General features: G+C 70.1%; 11 protein-coding genes and 2 tRNA genes. 7 read left to right on the top strand and 6 right to left on the bottom strand.

The genetic code is table 11. The annotated features are described in order from the left end of the window. Positions 1–203 precede the first annotated feature (203 nt). The 4 genes from CRP50_RS00345 (at position 204) to CRP50_RS00330 (ending at position 5071) form a co-directional block, all read left to right on the top strand. A complete protein-coding gene (locus CRP50_RS00345) occupies positions 204–662 on the top strand; it encodes a GatB/YqeY domain-containing protein (protein WP_097276994.1) in 459 nt (152 codons plus the stop codon). A 96-nt stretch (positions 663–758) separates the two neighbouring features. Then, entirely contained in the window at positions 759–2606 is a 1848-nt protein-coding gene (gene dnaG, locus CRP50_RS00340; RefSeq protein ID WP_097276993.1) for a DNA primase, read from the top strand. A 148-nt stretch (positions 2607–2754) separates the two neighbouring features. Further along, a complete protein-coding gene (gene rpoD / locus CRP50_RS00335) occupies positions 2755–4839 on the top strand; it encodes an RNA polymerase sigma factor RpoD (protein WP_097276992.1) in 2085 nt (694 codons plus the stop codon). Between the two features lie 156 nt (positions 4840–4995). Beyond that, positions 4996–5071, top strand: a tRNA-Ile gene (locus tag CRP50_RS00330). 83 nt (positions 5072–5154) lie between these two features. Here CRP50_RS00330 and CRP50_RS00325 read toward each other — a convergent pair. The 4 genes from CRP50_RS00325 to CRP50_RS00310 all read right to left on the bottom strand — a co-directional run bounded on the left by CRP50_RS00325 (position 5155) and on the right by CRP50_RS00310 (position 13443). Further along, a complete protein-coding gene (locus CRP50_RS00325; RefSeq protein WP_097276991.1) occupies positions 5155–6591 on the bottom strand; it encodes a hypothetical protein in 1437 nt (478 codons plus the stop codon). 142 nt (positions 6592–6733) lie between these two features. Then, positions 6734–7174 (bottom strand): DUF1465 family protein, encoded by a 441-nt coding sequence (locus CRP50_RS00320; RefSeq protein ID WP_176524964.1) that lies wholly within the window; start codon positions 7172–7174, stop codon positions 6734–6736. Positions 7175–7252: 78 nt separating this feature from the next. Then, the gene (locus CRP50_RS00315; RefSeq protein ID WP_097276989.1) at positions 7253–11557 is read right to left on the bottom strand and encodes a translocation/assembly module TamB domain-containing protein; all 4305 of its coding nucleotides are present in this window, start codon (positions 11555–11557) and stop codon (positions 7253–7255) included. Further along, positions 11557–13443 (bottom strand): autotransporter assembly complex protein TamA, encoded by a 1887-nt coding sequence (locus tag CRP50_RS00310; RefSeq protein WP_101613931.1) that lies wholly within the window; start codon positions 13441–13443, stop codon positions 11557–11559. The genes CRP50_RS00315 and CRP50_RS00310 overlap by 1 nt, the downstream gene beginning before the upstream one ends. Before the next feature lie 381 nt (positions 13444–13824). Here CRP50_RS00310 and CRP50_RS00305 point away from each other — a divergent pair, with 381 nt between their 5' ends. Beyond that, positions 13825–14292, top strand: a complete 468-nt coding sequence (locus CRP50_RS00305; protein ID WP_097276987.1) for a MarR family winged helix-turn-helix transcriptional regulator — start codon at positions 13825–13827, stop codon at positions 14290–14292. A 130-nt stretch (positions 14293–14422) separates the two neighbouring features. On the opposite strand, the gene CRP50_RS00300 is transcribed toward CRP50_RS00305, so the two are convergent. Further along, positions 14423–14499: transfer RNA gene (locus CRP50_RS00300), tRNA-His, on the bottom strand. A gap of 103 nt (positions 14500–14602) precedes the next feature. Next, positions 14603–15763 (bottom strand): aminotransferase, encoded by a 1161-nt coding sequence (locus CRP50_RS00295; protein WP_097276986.1) that lies wholly within the window; start codon positions 15761–15763, stop codon positions 14603–14605. A 348-nt stretch (positions 15764–16111) separates the two neighbouring features. On the opposite strand from CRP50_RS00295, the gene CRP50_RS00290 reads away from it, so the two are divergent. Together CRP50_RS00290 and glnA are read left to right on the top strand one after the other, a co-directional pair. Next, a complete protein-coding gene (locus tag CRP50_RS00290; protein WP_097276985.1) occupies positions 16112–16450 on the top strand; it encodes a P-II family nitrogen regulator in 339 nt (112 codons plus the stop codon). 127 nt (positions 16451–16577) lie between these two features. Then, positions 16578–17987, top strand: coding sequence for a type I glutamate--ammonia ligase (glnA, locus tag CRP50_RS00285; RefSeq protein WP_097276984.1), 1410 nt, complete (start codon positions 16578–16580; stop codon positions 17985–17987). The last annotated feature ends 290 nt before the right edge of the window (positions 17988–18277 follow it).

The raw sequence follows: 18277 nt of genomic DNA, 5'->3' as shown, positions 1-18277 counted from the left end.
TGGCGAGGGTGCCGGCGCGGGCAGGTGGGATCGGCTCGCCTTGGGAGCGGCGGGCAAATTGCCGGTCTTCTAAGGGAACGCCGGGACCTTGTCAACATTTGCTTTATCGTTGAAAATCAAGGACCTAGCCTACCTTGCCCCGGCGGGTCTGTTAGTGTAATGTCGGCTCTTTCCACTAAAGCTGCAAGAGGCCCCCCCAGCCCATGATGCGCACCCGCCTGCAGGAAGCGTTGAAGGAAGCCATGCGCTCCAAGGACGCCCGCGCGGTCGCGACCGTCCGCCTCATCTTGGCGGCGCTCAAGGATCGCGACATCGCCGCTCGCACCAAGGGGCAGATGGACGGCATATCCGACGACGAGATCCTGTCCATGCTGCAGTCCATGATCAAGCAGCGGCGGGAGAGCATCCAGCTCTACGAACAGGGCGGCCGCCTGGAACTGGCCGAGCAGGAAGCCGAGGAAATCACCGTCATCGAGCGCTTCCTGCCGCGCCAGATGGACGAGGCCGAGGCCGCCGCCGCCGTCGAGGCCGCCATCGCCGACCTGGGCGCCACCGGCCTCAAGGACATGGGCCGCGTCATGACCGAGCTGCGCGAGCGGCACGCCGGCCAGATGGACTTCGGCAAGGCCTCGGGCCTGGTGAAGCAGAAGCTGCAGGGCTGACCGCCCGCCGTCCCCATCGTCAACGGTACACCGGCGGTCTGGCCGGGCGCGGCTTCGGCCGCGCCGCGGGCCCGCCGGTCGAGAAACCCGACCCCCATGGCCCTGCCGCCACAGTTCCTCGACGAGCTGCGCAGCCGCACCTCCATCACGTCCGTCGTCGGGCGGAAGGTGAAGCTCGTCAGCGCCGGCAAGGGCGAATACAAGGGCCTGTGCCCCTTCCACAACGAGCGCACGCCCTCGTTCACCGTCAGCGAGGACAAGGGCTTCTATTACTGCTTCGGCTGCCAGGCCAAGGGCGACATCTTCGACTTCGAGATGAACACCCGCGGCCTCAGCTTCATGGAAGCGGTGGAGGGTCTGGCCGCCGACGCCGGCATGGAGGTGCCGAAGCCCTCCCCGCGCGAGGCCGAACAGGCCAAGCGGCAGGCCGGCCTGCAGGACGTGGTGGAGGCCGCCTGCGCCTTCTTCCAGGCGCAGCTCTACCGCCCGGCCGGGGCCGAGGGGCTCGCCTACTTGCGCCGCCGCGGCCTCGACGACGCCACCATCGCCCGCTTCCGGCTCGGCTACGCCCCGCCGCCCGGGCCTTTGCGCGAGGCGCTCGGCAAGCAGGGCATCACCGAGCGGCAGATGGTCGAGGCGGGTCTTTTGAAGGCGCGCGACGACGGCAAGGTGGTGGACTACTTCCGCGACCGCGTGCTGTTCCCCATCACCGACCGCCGCGGCAAGGTGATCGCCTTCGGCGGCCGCGTCATGGGCGACGGCCAGCCCAAGTACCTGAACAGCCCGGACAACCCGCTCTTCCACAAGGGCAGCGTGCTGTACAACCTGGCCGGCGCCCGCGACGCGGCGCGCGACACCGGGCGGGTGATCGTGGCGGAAGGCTACATGGACGTCATCGCCATGGCCCGCCACGGCATCGCCGAGGCGGTGGCGCCGCTCGGCACGGCGGTGACCGAGCAGCAGATCCAGGAGTTGTGGAAGCTCTGCCCCGAACCCGTGCTGTGCCTCGACGGCGACGCCGCCGGCATCCGCGCCGCCAACAAGGCCGCCGAGCGCGCCCTGCCGCTGCTCAAGCCCGGCAAGTCGCTGCGCTTCGCCCTGGTGGTCGGCGGCAAGGACCCCGACGAGCTGTTGTCGACGGCCGGTCGTGACGCCCTCGAATCGATCCTCGGCAAGGCGCAGCCGCTGGCCGACATCCTGTGGCGCAACGCCCTGGAGGGCCGGCCGCTCGACACGCCGGAACGGCGGGCGGCGCTGGAGTACGATCTCGACCAGCTGACCCAGACCATCCAGGACGGCACGGTCCAGCAGGCCTACAAGCGGGAGTTCCGCGACCGCCTCTACCAGCTGTCGCGCAGCCAGCGGCAAAACTCCTTCACCCCCGCCAAGCGGGACGGCAAACCGTGGCGCGGCAAGGACTTCCAGCCCGTCGCGCCGCCGCCGTCGCCGCTCACGCCGCCTCCCTCGGCGGCGGTGCAGCGCCAGCGCATCCTGGTGGCGGCGGTACTCACGCACCCCGAGCTGTTCGACCACGTGGGGGAGCGACTCGGCTCCATCGCCTGCGACGAGCCGCCGGTCGACCGCATCCGGCAGGCCCTCCTGCTGCTGCTCGCCACCGAGTCGGGTCTTGACTTCGAAGGCGTGTCGAGCCACTTACGATCGCGTGGACTGGAGAATGACCTGAGGTTCCTCCTGAGTCCGAACGTGTTCGCCCACGCTTCGTTCGCACGACCCGACGCGCCGACCGACAGGGCCATGAGTGGATGGGACCACACGTTCGAACTCGGACTGCAGCAGGAATTCAGGGCCGACGTGCTTCGCGCCGGTGCCCAATTCGCCCGACAGACCGCCGACGCGGACGAGTCGGAGCAGGCGCTTCTGCGCCTGAAGGCGCTCTTCTTCCAGGACATGAGGCGAATGAACGACGATTCGCTGGATGATTAGGGACGGACTCTTTTCCGTCCATTCCATGGCGCGAGGGTCGGCCTGACCTATCTCTACGCCCGGTGCCCCCGAAACGGGGCTTTGAATTTCGCGGACCGACATCGAGCGGGGACGGTTCGCGTATCGGTTCGTTAAGGAGCGGATAAGCATGGCGACGAAGACGGCGAACGCAGCGGAAACGACGGAAACTCCTGAAGAAAATACCGACGGCCCGCTGCTGGATACGGTCAACGCCGCTGTCAAGAAGCTGGTCGCCAAGGGCAAGGAGCGCGGCTACGTCACCTATGACGAGCTGAACAACGCCCTGCCGCCCGACGACGTGTCTTCCGAACAGATCGAGGACACCATGTCCATGCTGTCGGAAATGGGCATCAACATCATCGAAGGCGAGGAAGACGCCGAGACCGACGAGGGCCCCGGCGGCGTCGACGACGAGGAAGAGTCGGAAGGCAGCAGCGGCCGCCGCGGCAACGTCAGCGAGGAAGACATCGGCCGCACCGACGACCCGGTGCGCATGTACCTGCGCGAGATGGGGTCGGTCGAGCTGCTGTCGCGCGAGGGCGAAATCGCCATCGCCAAGCGCATCGAAGCCGGCCGCGAGATGATGATCGGCGGCATCTGCGAAAGCCCGCTGACCATCAAGGCGCTGCTGAGCTGGCACGACGCGCTGCTCGACGGCCGCATGCTGCTGCGCGACATCATCGACCTCGAAACCACCTACGGCAACGAGCCCGGCAACGACGAACTCGCCGAGGAAGAGGAAGCCGAGGAGGCCCCCGAGGCCGTGGCCGAACCCGAGGCGGAAGCGCCCTCCAAGGGCGCCAAGGTCATCGCCCATCCGGCCCGCAAGGACGCCGTCGCCCGCAAGGCCGACGCCGCCCCGACCGGCGACGACGAGGAGGAGGCCGAGGCCGCCCCCGCGCCCGCCGGCGAGGACGAGGAAGAGGAAGGCGAGGCCGAGAACAACGTCTCCCTGGCCGCCATGGAGGCGCAGCTGATGCCGAAGGTCGTCGAGACCTTCGAGCAGATCGCCAAGACCTACGACAAGATGAAGAAGCTGTCGGACCAGCGTCTGACGGCCTTCGGCAAGGGCGAATCCGTCTCCTCCGCCCAGGAGAAGAAGTACGAGAAGGCGCGCGGCGAGCTGATCCAGCTCATGGACGGCGTGCACCTCAACTCGGCCCGCATCGAACAGCTGGTCGAGCACCTGAACGACATCAACCGCCGGGTCATGGGCCTGGAGGGCAAGCTCCTGCGCCTCGCCACCAGCTGCAAGATCAAGCGCGAGGACTTCCTGTCCGCCTATTTCGGGTCGGAACTGGACCCCAACTGGCTGGAGCAGGTGACCGGCCGCCCCGGCAAGGGCTGGAAGGACTTCGGCGCCCGCCACCAGCGCGAGATCGAGGCCATCCGCGAGCAGCTCGCCCACCTCGCCGAGGAAGCGGGCCAGCCGCTGGGTGAATTCCGCCGCATCGTTCAGACCGTGCAGAAGGGCGAGCGCGAGGCCAGCAAGGCCAAGAAGGAAATGATCGAGGCCAACCTGCGCCTCGTGATCTCCATCGCCAAGAAGTACACCAACCGCGGCCTGCAGTTCCTGGACCTCATCCAGGAAGGCAACATCGGCCTCATGAAGGCGGTGGACAAGTTCGAGTACCGCCGCGGCTACAAGTTCTCGACCTATGCGACGTGGTGGATCCGTCAGGCCATCACCCGCTCCATCGCCGACCAGGCGCGGACCATCCGCATCCCGGTCCACATGATCGAGACCATCAACAAGCTGGTCCGCACCAGCCGTCAGATGCTGCACGAGATCGGCCGCGAGCCGACCCCGGAGGAACTGGCCGAAAAGCTCCAGATGCCGCTGGAGAAGGTGCGCAAGGTGCTGAAGATCGCCAAGGAGCCGATCTCCCTCGAAACGCCCATCGGCGACGAGGAAGACAGCCACCTCGGCGACTTCATCGAGGACAAGAACGCCGTGCAGCCGCTGGATGCCGCCATCCAGGGCAACCTGCGCGAAACCTGCACCCGCATCCTCGCCACGCTGACGCCGCGCGAGGAGCGCGTCCTGCGCATGCGCTTCGGCATCGGCATGAACACCGACCACACCCTCGAAGAGGTCGGCCAGCAGTTCAACGTGACCCGCGAACGCATCCGCCAGATCGAGGCGAAGGCGCTGCGCAAGCTCAAGCACCCGAGCCGGTCGCGCAAGCTGCGCTCGTTCCTCGACAACTGAGGACGGCAACCCGCCACGAAGAAACGCCCGGGCGTCCAGCGCCCGGGCGTTTTTCGTCGGTGCCGCACCACCGTGCGGTTGCAGCGCGCGGGAAGATGCCATAACTCATTGACCGTACCGCGGTTTGCGCTAAGGTGCGGTCCTTCCCGCCTCTGGGGGCCTGTAGCTCAATGGTTAGAGCTGACCGCTCATAACGGTCTGGTTGGGGGTTCGAGTCCCTCCGGGCCCACCAGAGACGACGACGTTCCCGAGCCCGGTTCGCAGACAGCGCGGCCGGGCTCCGTCGTTTGCGGGCCGCGCGGCGGCCGCCCCGGTTCACCGCAGGACGAAGGCCTTGCCGTTGACCGTCAGCACGGACCCGTCGAAGCCGCACTGCGACTCCCCGCCGGGAATGGCCGTCCGCCGCAGCACCCGGCCGCTCGCGTCCTTGTAGACGGCCTCGCCGTAGCGGAAGCGCATGCTGGTCGGCGTCGCGTCGTAGGAGAACGGGATCTCGAAGGTATAGACGTCGGCACCGCCCGTGGTCTGCTGCCACATGTCGCCGCGTCCACGGCCGTCCAGGGTGAGGCGCGTCAGCCCGCCGTCGGCGGTGAAGGTGCCGCGCGCCGTGGTGCAGTCGGGCGCGCCCGCCGCCGTCGCCGGCCGGGCCTCCGCAGGCGCGGGCGGCGGGGCGGCGGCGCGCTGCCGCGCCTCCACCTTGGCGACGTAGTCCTCGCCCGAGGCGAGGCGCTGCCCTTCGAAGTAGTAGCAGGTGGCGACGGTGCCGTCGGTGGCGGCGCAGTCGAAGGTGCCGTCGAAGGTGCGCGGGTCGGCGCCGGGGGCGTTCAGGATGCGGGTGCCGTCGGCCAGCGTCAGGTCGCCGCGGCCGCTGGGCGCGTCCTTCTCCAGCCAGCCGGCCCAGGACGACCCGTCGAGGAAGCGCAGGACGCCCTTGGACGGCTTCAGGCCCTTGTACTCGCCCTCGAACCGGGCGCCGGATGCATAGGTCGTCACCGTGCCCGGCGGGTAGGCGTAGGTGACGTCGGGCGAGCCCTCGACCGTGCGGCCGTCCGCGAACGTCGGCTCACCGCGGAAGCCGCCCTCCACCACCTCGGCCTCGGTGACCGTGGCGACCCGCGCGTCGTCCTGGTAGAGGTCGAGCCGGCCGCTGCCGCGGGGCGTTCCGCGGACCTGCGGGCCGTGGTACTTGCCCGTCACGCGGGCGGCCAGCGGCACGGTCAACGGCTCGAAGGTCTGGCCGACGTCCAGCGAGCGGAGCACCAAAGCCGTGCGCGCCTTCTCCGTCGCTTCGGCGCCCTGGAGCACGTCGCGGGAATTGCTCAGGAAGCCGATGTCGACGTGGACGAGGGTCAGCTGCCCCGGCTGGACCTCGACCCAACGATCCTCCACCACGTCGCCGAGCAGAATGACCCGCACGCGGTAGCGGTCCGGCCACAGCTCGGCGCTGAAGGCCTGCCCGGCGCTCATGTCGTCGGAGGTGAAGGGGCGGAAGCCCGGAGTGTCGGCTGCCGACAGCACCTGGAAGCGCCAGCCGTAGTAATTGCCGGAGCCGGATGGCGACAGCGCGAACTGCAGTGTCCCCGACTCCGCCGCCACCTCTGCGCCTGCCACCGCGGCCGGGGCGGCGGCGGGTGCAGGTGCCGGGGCAGGAGCGGTGGACACCGTCGGCGTCACGCAGGCGGCGAGGCCGAGGGTCGCCCCCATGACGACGGTCAGGGTGACGGCGGCCGCAGGGCGGCGACGGCTGGGCATGGCGGCGGGTCTCCTCGCGGTCGGGGATGTGCCGCCCCCACTCACAGGCCCGACACGGTCCGGATTTCGTCGCGAAGAGTATGCACGTGTTCGGCGAGTGCAACCACCCTGCGGCTCACCCTCGCGGCAAGCCGGTCGATCGTCACGACACGTAGCGACCGCCGCCGCCACCACCGTTGCCGCCCATGTCGAACATGGCCTGCAGGCGCTGGACGCGGTGGAACAGGTCGTGCGCGCTGCCGATCAGCGCCGTCAGTTCCGGCGCATAGGCGTGTTCCGACGACGGGTCGGGCAACTGGGCGGTCACCTCCGCCAGCAGCGAGCGCGCCTCCCCTTGCATCTCGGTGCGGTCGAGCTGGTCCTCGCGCACCGCGCGGTAGAGCAGCAGCAGGCTCATGCAGCAGGTGAGCGCGCTGGTGACCCGCGACATGTCGCGCGCCATGCGGATGCGGTCGAGCGGCTGGGCCTCGGCCGGCACGCTGGCCGCGGTGCCGGCGCCGACGTAGGCGCGGGCCCGTTCGAGGAGGGCCAGGGCGTCCTCGAAGGTCGTGTCCAGCAGTCGCGCGTCCATCCAGTCGGTCACCGAATTCATCCCCTGCACCATTGTCCCTCAGGCGGGCACCCTACGGCAGGGCATGAACGCTCACAAGTCGTACCGCGCTCAGTAGTCGCGTTCCCAGTTGACGCCGATGTCGCTGCCGCGCCCGGTGGTGCGGCCTTCCAGGGTGATGGAGGGGGTGAGTTCGACCTCGACGTTCACCCCGCCGCTGTCGATGGCGGTGCCCTGTTCGACGCCGACATAGACGTTTTCGGTGATGTACTTGCCGATTTCCACCGCCGGGCCGTCCTCGCCGCCGCCGACGCGCAGGGTGTCGACGCCGAGCGTATCGCGCACCACGTCCATGATCCCCGGCCCGCCGCCGCCGAAGCCCGACAGCACCCGCACCGCGTTGGCCGCCTGCAGCGCCTCCACGGGGCCGAGGTCGGCGAGCGAGCGGCCGAACAGCACGCGCGCCATCACCTCGTCCTGCGGCAGCGCCGGGCGGCTGGTCAGTTCCAGCTCGGGCGACGACGCGGTGCCGGTGACGCGGATGATGGCGGTGAGGCCGTCGTCGGTCTCGTTGGCGGCCGCGATGTCGAAGCGCGGATCGATGGACGTGCCGCCGGTCAGTTCCACCACGCCCTCGGTGAAGACGAAGGTGTTGCCGACCAGATCGAAGCGGCCGCGCACCACCTGCAACTGGCCCACGGCCACCGGGTCCGACGAGGTGCCGGTGACACGGATGGCGCCGCTCCATTCCGAATCGAGGCCGCGGCCGCGCACATAGACCTGGTTCGGCGCCGTCACCGTGACGTCGAGGGAGACGTTGACGCCGCCACCCTCCTCCTCCGCCTCGGCCGGCGGCGGGGCGCCCTCGCCGACCTCCACCACATCGAGCGTGCGGTAGCCGCCGCCGAAGGAATTGACCAGCCGGAACAGGGCGTATTCGACGGTCAGGTCGGCCGTCATGGCGCCGCCGTCGAGCGGCCCCTCGAAGCCGAGGTCGCCCGACAGCGCCACCACCAGGTCGTCGCGCCGCACCAGCGTCGCCGACCGCAGGTCGCCGTCGGCGGCAAGCAGCAGGGTGCCGTCCTCGGCCAGCTCCGCCCGGCCTTCCAGCCGCACGGTGCCGTCGCCGCCGTCGCGCCCGGTGAGCAGGATGCCGACGGTGCCGTCGGGGCGGCGGCTTGCCTCCACCGCCAGATCGGTGATGACGGTGCCGTACTCCAGGTTCTCGTAGCGCCCGTCGCTGAGCCGCAGGTCGGCGGTCAACTGCGGGTCGGCGAGCGTGCCCTCGACGCCCACCACGCCGGCGCCCGTACCGGTCAGGCGGTGGCCGACCACCGGCACCAGCTGCCACACGCTCGCCACCTGCCCGCGCCAGCGCACCAGCGCTTGCAGGGGCTCGTCCTCGGGGATGGAGGGGATGCCCTCGGCGCTGAAGGCGACGGGGACCGAGGCGGTGCCGAGCAGTTCGTCGGCCTGCACGCCTTCCAGCGCCAGGCGCATGTCCAGGCGCTCGTTCGCCAGGTCGCCGGTCAGGCGCAGGGCGAGGTCGCCGACGGTGGCGTCGGGAATGTCGAGGTCGGGGATGGTGGCGACGATGGTGCCCGTCGGGTTGGACGGCGGGCCGGAGATGTCGACGCGGGCGTTCAGCAGGCCGGTGACGTTCGGCCCGGCCGCCACGTCCTGGGCGAGGTCGAGCGGCAGGTCCTGCACCCGCATGTCGATGTCCACCCGCCGCGCCCCGAGGGCGGCGTCGAGCGCCACCACGCCCTGCCCGTTGACCGACAGCCGCACGTCCGACACGTCGAGCCCCTGGCCGAAGGACACCGTCGCCGGCTGGGTCAGGGCGACCGTCAGGTCCTGCGGGTCGTTGCGGGCGCGGAAGGTGGTGAGGGTGATGCGGCTGTCGGGCAGGTCGTAGGTCGCCGCCGCGCGCAGCTCCGTCTCGCCGGCCAACCGCGCCTGCACCGTGCCCTGCTCCGCCGTGCCGTCCATGTCGACGGCGGCGCGCGTCCAGGCGAGGCCGCCGGCGCTGCCGTCGCCGGTGGTGAGCGACACGTCGACGGTGGGCGTGCCGAACAGGTCGCCGAGGTCGGCGCGCAGCGTCACCTCCGCCACCTCGGCGCCCTGGTCGGGCAGCGTCAGGCGGTCGGCGGTGATGGTGGCGACGGCGCTCTGGCCCTGCAGGCGCACCTCGGCGGTGGCGCCGCGGCCGGACAACGGCATGCCGGCCACCGCCGACAGGGCCTGCCAGTCGGTGACCCGCCCCGTCAGGCGGCCGTCGAGGGACATCTGCGGCGCCAGCGTCGCGGACACGGCGCCGCCGAGATCGAGACCGGCCGCCGCGGCGTCGAGGTTCGGCAGGCGGATGGACTGGAAGCCCTCCTCCGCCTCGTAGGGCGTGCGGAGGCGCACCGGTGCCCCGCCCGGACCGCGGGCGGTGAGCGCCAGGGTACCGGCGGTGCCGTCGGCGTCGAGCCCCTCCGCCGTCAGCTCCAGCCGCAGGTCGTCGAGCGGCGTGCCGCCGGCGGTCAGGCCAGGGCTGGTGGCGGTCAATTGCACGTCGGGCGACGCCAGCGGCCCGCTGACCTGCGTTTCCAGCCGCACCGGGCCGTTTACCCCCGGCGCCACGGCGGCGAGGTTGGGCACGTCCAGTGCCAGGTCGGCCTCCACGCTGTCGAGCGCCGCCGACACCACCGCCCGGCCTCCGCCGGTGACCCCGGCGCTGTCGATGGCAAGGTCGGACACGCGCATCTCCCCTTCCGCCGTGCGGGCGAGGTCGGCGGTGACGGTCAGGCGGTCGCCGATGGCCTCGGCGTAGAGCGGGTCGGCCCACGACAGGCTCGACAGGGCGAGGCGCGCCGATCCGTCCACCTCGCCGTCCGCCCCGGCGCGGTCCAGGGTGATCTCCAGCACGCCGTCGCCGGTCACCTGCAAGCCGGCCAGTTCGGCGAGGGGCGCGATGCGGTCGGCGCGGGCGGTGATGGTGCCGGCGGCGGTGAGTTCCTCGATGTCGGCGGTCAGTTCGGCTTCGGCGACCAGCTGCGGCGTCTCCACCTGCAGGAAGCGGATGTCGAGCGCCCCGGTCTCGCGGTTCAGCGTGGCGTCCACCGCCACCTCGGCCGTATCGCCCGGCACCGCCTCCGGCAGGCCGGTGAGGGTGGCGCCGCCGCTCAGCGTCAACGGCGAGGCCGGATCGGTGACGGGGCCGCCGGCCGCCACCTGCAGGCGGGCGGTGATCTGCTCGATCGTCTCTGGCCCCGCCTGGACGGCGTTCAGCGTGGTGTCGACCGTCGCCTGCGGTTCATTGAGCGTGCCGGCCAACTGCACCGTGGCGGTCCCGGAGGCGAAGGGCAGATCGACCAGGGCGGCGAAGGCGTCGGCGTCGTCGGTCGTCAGCGTCGCCTCGCCCGTCAGCCCGCCGTCGGGGCCGACGGAGAGGCCGCTGGCCGACAGGGCGTAGGCGTCGGTGGACGCCGTCAGGCTCTCCACCGCCACCGCGTCGCCGAGGGCATTGGCGGCCACCTGCAGGGAAAGTTCGTCCCGCACGAGGGCCTGCCAGGCCTGCGGCGCCTGATCGGTCACCGTGGCGGCGAGGTCGGTCTCGACGCTCCAGCGGCCGTCCTCGGGGTAGCTCAGGCCGACGGTCCCCTCCACCGTGGCGAGGTCTTCCGCCACCGCCGACAGTTCGCCCTGCCACTCGGCGGCCGGGCCGGCGCCCTCCAGCGCGAGGCGCACCGGCGGCAGGCCGGGCAGGTCCAGCAGGCGGGCCAGGATGCCGCCCTGCGGCTCCCCCACCTGCAGGTCGAGGGCGAGTTCCTGCCCCGCCGCCAGGGTCGCCGCCACCTGGGCCTTGCCGCCGGCGCCGTCCAGGCGGTCGACGGTCAGGTCGAGGACGATGCCGTCGTCTTCCTCGGCCGGCACCAGCGAGCCGGTCGCAGACAGCCGCATGGCCTCGCCCAGGATGGGCTGCCCGAGGCTCAGGTTCTCGATGGTCAGGTCTTCCACCGCCAGCCGCGACAGCATGCCGAAGTCGAAGCCGCCTTCGGACGGCTGTTCCTCCTCCGGCGCCGGCGGCAGCACGGGCATGCGCAGGAATTCGGGGTTCTCCAGCCGCAGTTCCTCGACGCGCAGCTTGCCGCGCACCAGCGAGCCGGGCTTCCAGTCGAACACGCCGCGCGGGATGCGCAGGAAGACGCCCTGTTCGTCGGACAGCACGACGTCCTCGACCACCACCGTGCCCAGCAGGCCGTCGAGGCTGCCGATCTCGGCCTCGATGCCGCTGGACGACAGCACGCTTTCCAGCTGGCCGCGGACGAAGTCGTCGATGGGACCGGCGGCGGCGGGGGCCGGGGCGGCGACGGCGAGGCCGCCCGCCAGCACGGCGGCGGCGGCGAAGGAGCGCACGACACCCGCCATCAGAACGCCTGCCCGAGGCTGAGGTAGAACTGGTAGGCGTCGTCGTCCTCGCGGCCGTTGAGCGGCACCGCCACGTCCAGCCGCAGCGGGCCGATGCCGGTGTAGTAGCGGAAGCCGAGGCCGCCGGCCCAGCGGATCTCCTCAGAGAAGTCGGGAACTTGCGCTTCGAACACCTGGCCGCCGTCGAGGAAGGGAACCACGCCGATGCTGTCGGTGACCTTGATACGCGCTTCCAGGTTGGCTTCGATCACCGAGCGGCCGCCGACGGGATCGCCGGAGCGGTCGCGGGGGCCGATCTGCTGGTATTCGTAGCCGCGCACGGACCCGCCGCCGCCGGCGTAGAACCGCTTGTCGGCGGGGATGGCGAGCAGCTCCTCGCCCATCAGGCTGCCGGCGGCGCCGCGCACGGCGAAGACCACGCGGTCGTTCTCGAACGGCGACCAGTAGGCGCTGGCGCTCGCCTCGGCCCGGCCGAAGACGAGGGCCTGCTCCTGGTTGGCGCCGGCGTAGGGGGTGAAGGTGGCGGCGAAGATGGAGCCCTCCGTCGGGTCCAGGCGGTCGTCGGTGCTGTCGCGGATGACGTTGAGCGGCAGGCCGGCCAGCGCCACCGTCGTCTCGTCCTGGTCGCGTTCCTGCAGCTTGGCGAATTCCAGCGAGACCCGCGCGCCGGCCCGCCAGTATTCGTCCAGTTGGCGCTCGACGCCGACCGCGGCCAGCGCGCCGGTGCGGTCGTAGGCGTCGGTTTCCTCGTGGTCGGCAGTGAAGTTGGCGACCAGGCTCTGGTCGGTGCGCAGCCAGGCGGGCTTCATGAAGTCGGTGGTGAATTCCTGCTGCAGCTGCGACAGGGTCAGGGCGATGCGAATGTCCTCGTCCTCGCCGAAGTAGTTGCGGTGCTCCCAATAGGCCTTGGTGCCGAAGCCGGTGTCGGAGGAAAACTCGACGCCGGCGCCGATGGTGCGGTGCTTGGCCTCGGCCGCCTCCACGTCGACCGGCAGCATGCCGTCGGCGCCGATCTCGTCGGGGTGGCCCAGGCGCAGCGACCGGAACAGGCCGGTGCCTAGCAGGGCGGTGCGGTAGGCCTGGACCTTCTCTTCGTTCCACTGCTCGCCCGGCTCCCACGGCGCGAGGCGGATGAGGTAATCCTCCTCCACGTCCTCGAGGCCGCTCACCCGCACCGGCCCGAAGCGCGCCGGCGGGCCGGCCTTCATGGTGACCTCGGCGCGCAGCGCGTCGTCGTCGTGATTGACGACGTAGCGGGTGTTCTCGACCTTGGCGAAGGGGTAGCCCATGGCCTTGAGGCGCGGCGGCAGGTCCGCCACCTGCTCCAGCACCCGGTCGGCGTCGGCCGGTTCGCCGACCTCGAGGTCGACGTCGGCGATGGACACCGGCGCCCCCGGCGGCGGTACGCCCTCGGCATAGGACACGTCGAAGGCGGCGACGGAGTAGCGCGGCCCCGGCTCCACCGCCACCCGCACGCGCACCGGCTCGGCCTCGCGGTCGATGGTGCCGTCGACCTCGGCGGCGTAGTAGCCGGCCGAGCGCAGGATTTCCCGGAAGGTTTCCAGGTCGGCATCGACGCGGCGTTGCAGCGACAGGATGGAGGCCGGCGGATCGTCGCGCAGGCGGAACAGCAGCCCGTTGTCGGTGAAGCGGTCGCGCAGGCCCTCCGTCCCGTCGAGCCCCTCCACATCGACCTCATAGGGCACCATGGGGGCACCGGCGCTCGGCCGGTCGGTGCCGGGGTCGGCGTCGGCGGCCGTGGCGGGCTCGACGGCGGGCGTTTCGCCGTAGGGTGCGGCGGCGGTGTCCTGAACCGGCGGCGGCGCGCCCATGTCGAGACTGCCGCAGGCGGCCGTCAGCAGCGCCACGGCGGCGGCCGCTGCCATGGTCGCCAGCCGCTGCCGCGCTCGCCCATACCCTGCCCTGCCCGTCATGCCCCCTCGCCGGTCGTCGCGCTTCGTTTCGTGCGGCAGCCGGACCGAGGCCGGAACCGCCGGAAGAGTATAACGCACAGGATCAAGCTTCGGCTTTCAACGAAGGGTGAGAATGCGGTCACCGACGGCAAGCGTTCGGTCAAAGGTGTGACAACGGCACCAGAATACCGCAACAACCATGCTTGCCGAACTTTTCCCTATACCAATCCCCTCGAAGCCGCTAGGGTAGGGTTGGCAACCACGTGTAGGCGCAATCGAGTGGGACCGAGGGCGCCAGCGCGTCAGATTGGGCATGGGAGGCCGCGCCGGCGGCCGTAACGGAGTATCAAGTCAATGGCGAATACCGAAGAACTGGGCCGCACCGCCGAGACGGCGGGCATCGCCGCGCTGCTCGAGCAGGTGAGCCGCATCGTGCAGGCCATGTGCTTCGCCGACGGCATGCACCCGGTGCAATGGTCGGCGCTGCGCTATTTCAGCAAGGCCGGCGCCAACGCGCGCACCGTCAGCGGCCTCGCCAACTACCAGGGCACCACTCTGCCGCCGGCCTCGCGCACCGTCGCGGCGCTGGTGAAGAAGGGCTTCCTGGAAGCCGTGGTCGACCCGCGCGACCGCCGCAGCCGCCGCATCGACCTGACCGACAGCGGCCGCACCCTGATCGCGCGCGATCCGATCCACGCGCTGGAACAGGCCATCGCCGACCTGCCGGACGAACGCCGCCAGGCCCTGACCGACAGCCTGGAGACGATCCTCGCCCAGCTCGGCGAGAAGAGCTTCGCCATGAAGTCGGGCCGCGCCGCGTAAGGCATCACGCCCCGCCGCAGACCTGCAGAAGCCCCGGCGGCCCGGCTCGGCCGCCGGGGCTTTTCGCGTGCGGCCGGGTGTAGACAAGAACAAAGCCCCGCGGCTCGCGCCGGCGGGGCTTTGCATCATGTGGGGCGACTAATGGGATTCGAACCCATGACCTCCTGGACCACAACCAGGCGCTCTAACCAACTGAGCTATAGCCGCCATCGCGGGAAGGGCCGCTTTGTAGGGCATCCGCAGCGGGGCGTCAAGCGGGATTTGCGTCGTCCCCGGTGCCGCGGTCGAGAGTGAGTGAAGGCTCCCGCCGTCACCCCCGGAAGAACCGCCGCATGCGGCTGACGGCCTCGTCCAGGGCCGCGTCGTTCTTGGCGAAGCAGAAGCGAACGTAGTGCGACGGCGCATCGCCCGCGTAGAAGGCCGAGACCGGCACGGCGGCGACGCCGGCCTCGGTCGTCAGGCGCAGGCAGAAGTCGGCGTCGCCGCCGGTCCAGCCGAGCGGGCGGACGTCGGTCGTGATGAAGTAGGTGCCGGGGGCGGCCAGCACGTCGAAGCCGACGCTGCGCAGCCCTTCCGCCAGGCGGTCGCGGCGGGCCTGCATGTCGGCGGCGAGGCCGTCGAAGTAGTCGTCGCCGAAGCCGAGGCCGGCGGCGACCGCCGTCTGCAGCGCCGTCGGCGTGGTGAAGGTGATGAACTGATGCGTCTTGGCGATGGCCTGCATGAGGTGCGCCGGCGCCGTCACGTAACCCACCTTCCAGCTGGTCACCGAGAAGGTCTTGCCGGCCGACCCGATGCGCACGCAGCGCTCCCGCATGCCCGGCAGGGTCATGAGCGGCACGTGGCGGCGGTCGTCGAAGGTCAGGTGCTCGTAGACCTCGTCACAGACGGCGTAGGCGTCGTGCTTCTCCAGCAGGCCGGCGACGAAGGCCAGCTCGTCCTCGTCGAACACCTTGGCGCAGGGGTTCATGGGGCTGTTGAGCAGGATCAGCTTGGTGCGGTCGGAGAAGGCCGCCGCCAGCGCCGCGCGCGGCAGGTCCCAGTGCGGCGGCGAGAGGCGCACCAGCTTCGGGATGCCGCCGGCCCGCTTCACGATGGGCAGGTAGCTGTCGTAGAGCGGCTCGATCAGCACCACCTCGTCGCCCGGCTCGATGAGGCCGAACAGGCAGTCGGCGAGCGCCTCGGTGGCGCCGGAGGTGACCATCACCTCGGTCTGCCAGTCGACGTCGAGGCCGTAGAAGCGCCGGTTGGCCGCCGCCACCGCCTGCCGCAGGGCGGGCGTGCCCATCATGCTGGGGTACTGGTGCGGCCCCGCCTGCACCGCCGCGGCCGCCGCCGCGATCACCGCCGCCGGCTCCAGGTCCTCCGGGAAGCCCTGGCCGAGGTTGACGGCGCCGTGCTGCTGGGCGAGGCGCGACATGGTCTCGAAGATGGTGGTGCCGAGGGAGGAGAACAGCGCGTTGGCGGGCTTCACGGGGATCCTCGCAGGGGGTGTGGGTGGGGATGGTCCGAGCCTTATAGCATGGCCGCGGCGGCCGCCGCAGCGGCGAGTCGCCGCCCCGCCGCCGGGCCGGCGCGGCGTGTCGCGCAAGCCCCTGCCCGAATTGCGATCAATGTGCCCGCAATTTAGGCATATGCGCCGGTCGTCGGGGCTGCGTCCTCATCCGAAAGGTGGTGTCACGGGCAGTTTTCCGCCCCCTTCTCGGGTTGGCACGCCGCGTGATAAAGGGTGTTGCCGAAGGCCGTAGGAACCGGCCACACTCGCACCGCGCAAGGCCGTCCGGCCGGTGCTGGCGAGGACAGAGCGAGAGCGACGGGGTTCATGAAGAAGATCGAAGCGATCATCAAGCCGTTCAAGCTGGACGAAGTGAAGGAAGCGCTTCACGAGATCGGCCTGCAGGGCATCACCGTGACCGAGGCCAAGGGCTTCGGCCGCCAGAAGGGCCATACGGAGCTCTACCGCGGCGCCGAATACGTCGTCGATTTCCTGCCGAAGGTGAAGATCGAGCTGGTGGTGGACGACGCGCTCGCCGAGCGCGCCATCGAGGCCATCCAGCAGGCCGCCCACACCGGCCGCATCGGCGACGGCAAGATTTTCGTCTCCTCCGTCGAGGAGGCGATCCGTATCCGCACCGGGGAACGCGGCAGCGACGCCATCTGAGGCGCGCCCGCGACTTCGGGGCCGGGACGGCCGCGCCGGCAGCGGCGCGATCCACCCGGACCAAGGCCGACGGTTGGCGGCCTTGGGGGGACCAAGTTCAACCGGCCACACTCATGGGAATAGGATCATGTCCGACGTCAACAAGGTTTTGGAGCTGATCAAGGAACACGACGTCAAGTACGTCGACTTCCGCTTTACGGACTTCAAGGGCAAGTGGCAGCACACCGCGCAGCACATCTGCACGGTCGATGAAGACCTGCTGACCGAAGGCATCATGTTCGACGGTTCCTCCATCGCCGGGTGGAAGGAAATCAACGAGTCCGACATGATCCTGAAGCCGGACCTGTCGACGGCCGTGATGGATCCGTTCGCCGCCCAGCCGCACCTGATCATTTTCTGCGACGTCGTCGACCCGGCCACCGGCCAGCTGTACGACCGCGACCCGCGCGGCATCGCCAAGAAGGCGATGGCCTACCTGAACTCCACGGGCATCGGCGACACCGCCTACTTCGGTCCGGAAGCCGAGTTCTTCGTGTTCGACGACGTCCGCTTCGACGTCTCCATGAACCGCTGCTTCTACGAGATCGACAGCGACGAAGGCCCCTACGTCTCGGGCAAGCTGTTCGAGGAAGGCAACTGGGCCCACCGTCCGTCGGTGAAGGGCGGCTACTTCCCCGTTCCGCCGGTGGACTCGGGCAACGACCTGCGCGCCGAGATGCTCACCGTCATGGGTGAAATGGGCCTCGCCATCGAGAAGCACCACCACGAAGTGGCGCCCTCGCAGCACGAGCTGGGCACCCGGTTCCAGACCATGATCACCGCCGCCGACCACATGCAGATCTACAAGTACGTGGTCCACATGGTCGCCCATGCCTACGGCAAGACCGCGACCTTCATGCCGAAGCCGGTCCAGGGCGACAACGGCTCGGGCATGCACGTGCACCAGTCGATCTTCCGTGAAGGCAAGCCGCTGTTCGCCGGTTCGGGCTACGCCGACCTGTCGGAGACCGCGCTGTACTACATCGGCGGCATCATCAAGCACGCCAAGGCGCTGAACGCCTTCACCAACCCGTCGACCAACAGCTACAAGCGCCTGATCCCGGGCTTCGAGGCTCCGGTGCTGCTGGCCTACTCGGCGCGCAACCGCTCGGCCTCCTGCCGCATCCCCTACGTCGCGAGCCCGAAGGGCAAGCGCGTCGAGGTGCGCTTCCCGGACCCGACCGGCAACCCGTACCTGGCCTTCGCCGCCATGATGATGGCCGGCCTCGACGGCATCGAGAACAAGATCCATCCGGGCGACCCGATGGACAAGAACCTCTACGACCTGCCGCCGGAAGAGCTGGCCGGCGTTCCCACCGTCTGCGGCTCGCTGCGCGAAGCCCTGCAGTCGCTGGCCGCCGACAACGACTTCCTGAAGAAGGGCGACGTGTTCACCCAGGACATGATCGACGCCTACATCGCTCTGAAGTGGGAAGAAGTGTACAACTACGAACACACCCCGCACCCGGTCGAGTACAAGATGTACTACTCGGCGTAAGCGGACGGCTGGTCCGTCTGTTGCGACTGGAGAAGGCCCCGGGATTTACCCGGGGCCTTTTTCTTTGCTTGCGACCTACTACCTCACTCCCTCCATTGTCATGGCCGGACTTGATCCGGCCATCCACGGCGCCCCCGCCGGCGGCCGCGGAAGAGAGGGCCAGGGCAAGACGGCAAGCACCGTGCACGCCGTGGATACCCGGCTCGGAGGCCGGGTATGACAAGGGGTTGATAGACCTTCCGTCGTCATGGCCGGACTTGACCCCGCCCCCACGGCGCCACGGACGGCGG

Origin of the sequence: Caenispirillum bisanense, from assembly GCF_900230255.1 — a bacterium.
GTDB classification, from domain to species: domain Bacteria; phylum Pseudomonadota; class Alphaproteobacteria; order Rhodospirillales; family Rhodospirillaceae; genus Caenispirillum; species Caenispirillum bisanense_A.
This window is presented reverse-complemented; position numbering and strand designations above follow the sequence as displayed.

Bases quoted from the DNA above. Each gene is read 5' to 3' on its own strand.
- rpoD (WP_097276992.1), top strand. From the start codon at position 2,755: ATGGCGACGAAGACGGCGAACGCAGCGGAAACGACGGAAACTCCTGAA.
- CRP50_RS00305 (WP_097276987.1), top strand. From the start codon at position 13,825: ATGGCGAATACCGAAGAACTGGGCCGCACCGCCGAGACGGCGGGCATC.
- CRP50_RS00310 (WP_101613931.1), bottom strand. From the start codon at position 13,443: ATGGCAGCGGCCGCCGCCGTGGCGCTGCTGACGGCCGCCTGCGGCAGT.
- CRP50_RS00325 (WP_097276991.1), bottom strand. From the start codon at position 6,591: ATGCCCAGCCGTCGCCGCCCTGCGGCCGCCGTCACCCTGACCGTCGTC.
- CRP50_RS00345 (WP_097276994.1), top strand. From the start codon at position 204: ATGATGCGCACCCGCCTGCAGGAAGCGTTGAAGGAAGCCATGCGCTCC.
- glnA (WP_097276984.1), top strand. From the start codon at position 16,578: ATGTCCGACGTCAACAAGGTTTTGGAGCTGATCAAGGAACACGACGTC.
- dnaG (WP_097276993.1), top strand. From the start codon at position 759: ATGGCCCTGCCGCCACAGTTCCTCGACGAGCTGCGCAGCCGCACCTCC.
- CRP50_RS00290 (WP_097276985.1), top strand. From the start codon at position 16,112: ATGAAGAAGATCGAAGCGATCATCAAGCCGTTCAAGCTGGACGAAGTG.
- CRP50_RS00315 (WP_097276989.1), bottom strand. From the start codon at position 11,557: ATGGCGGGTGTCGTGCGCTCCTTCGCCGCCGCCGCCGTGCTGGCGGGC.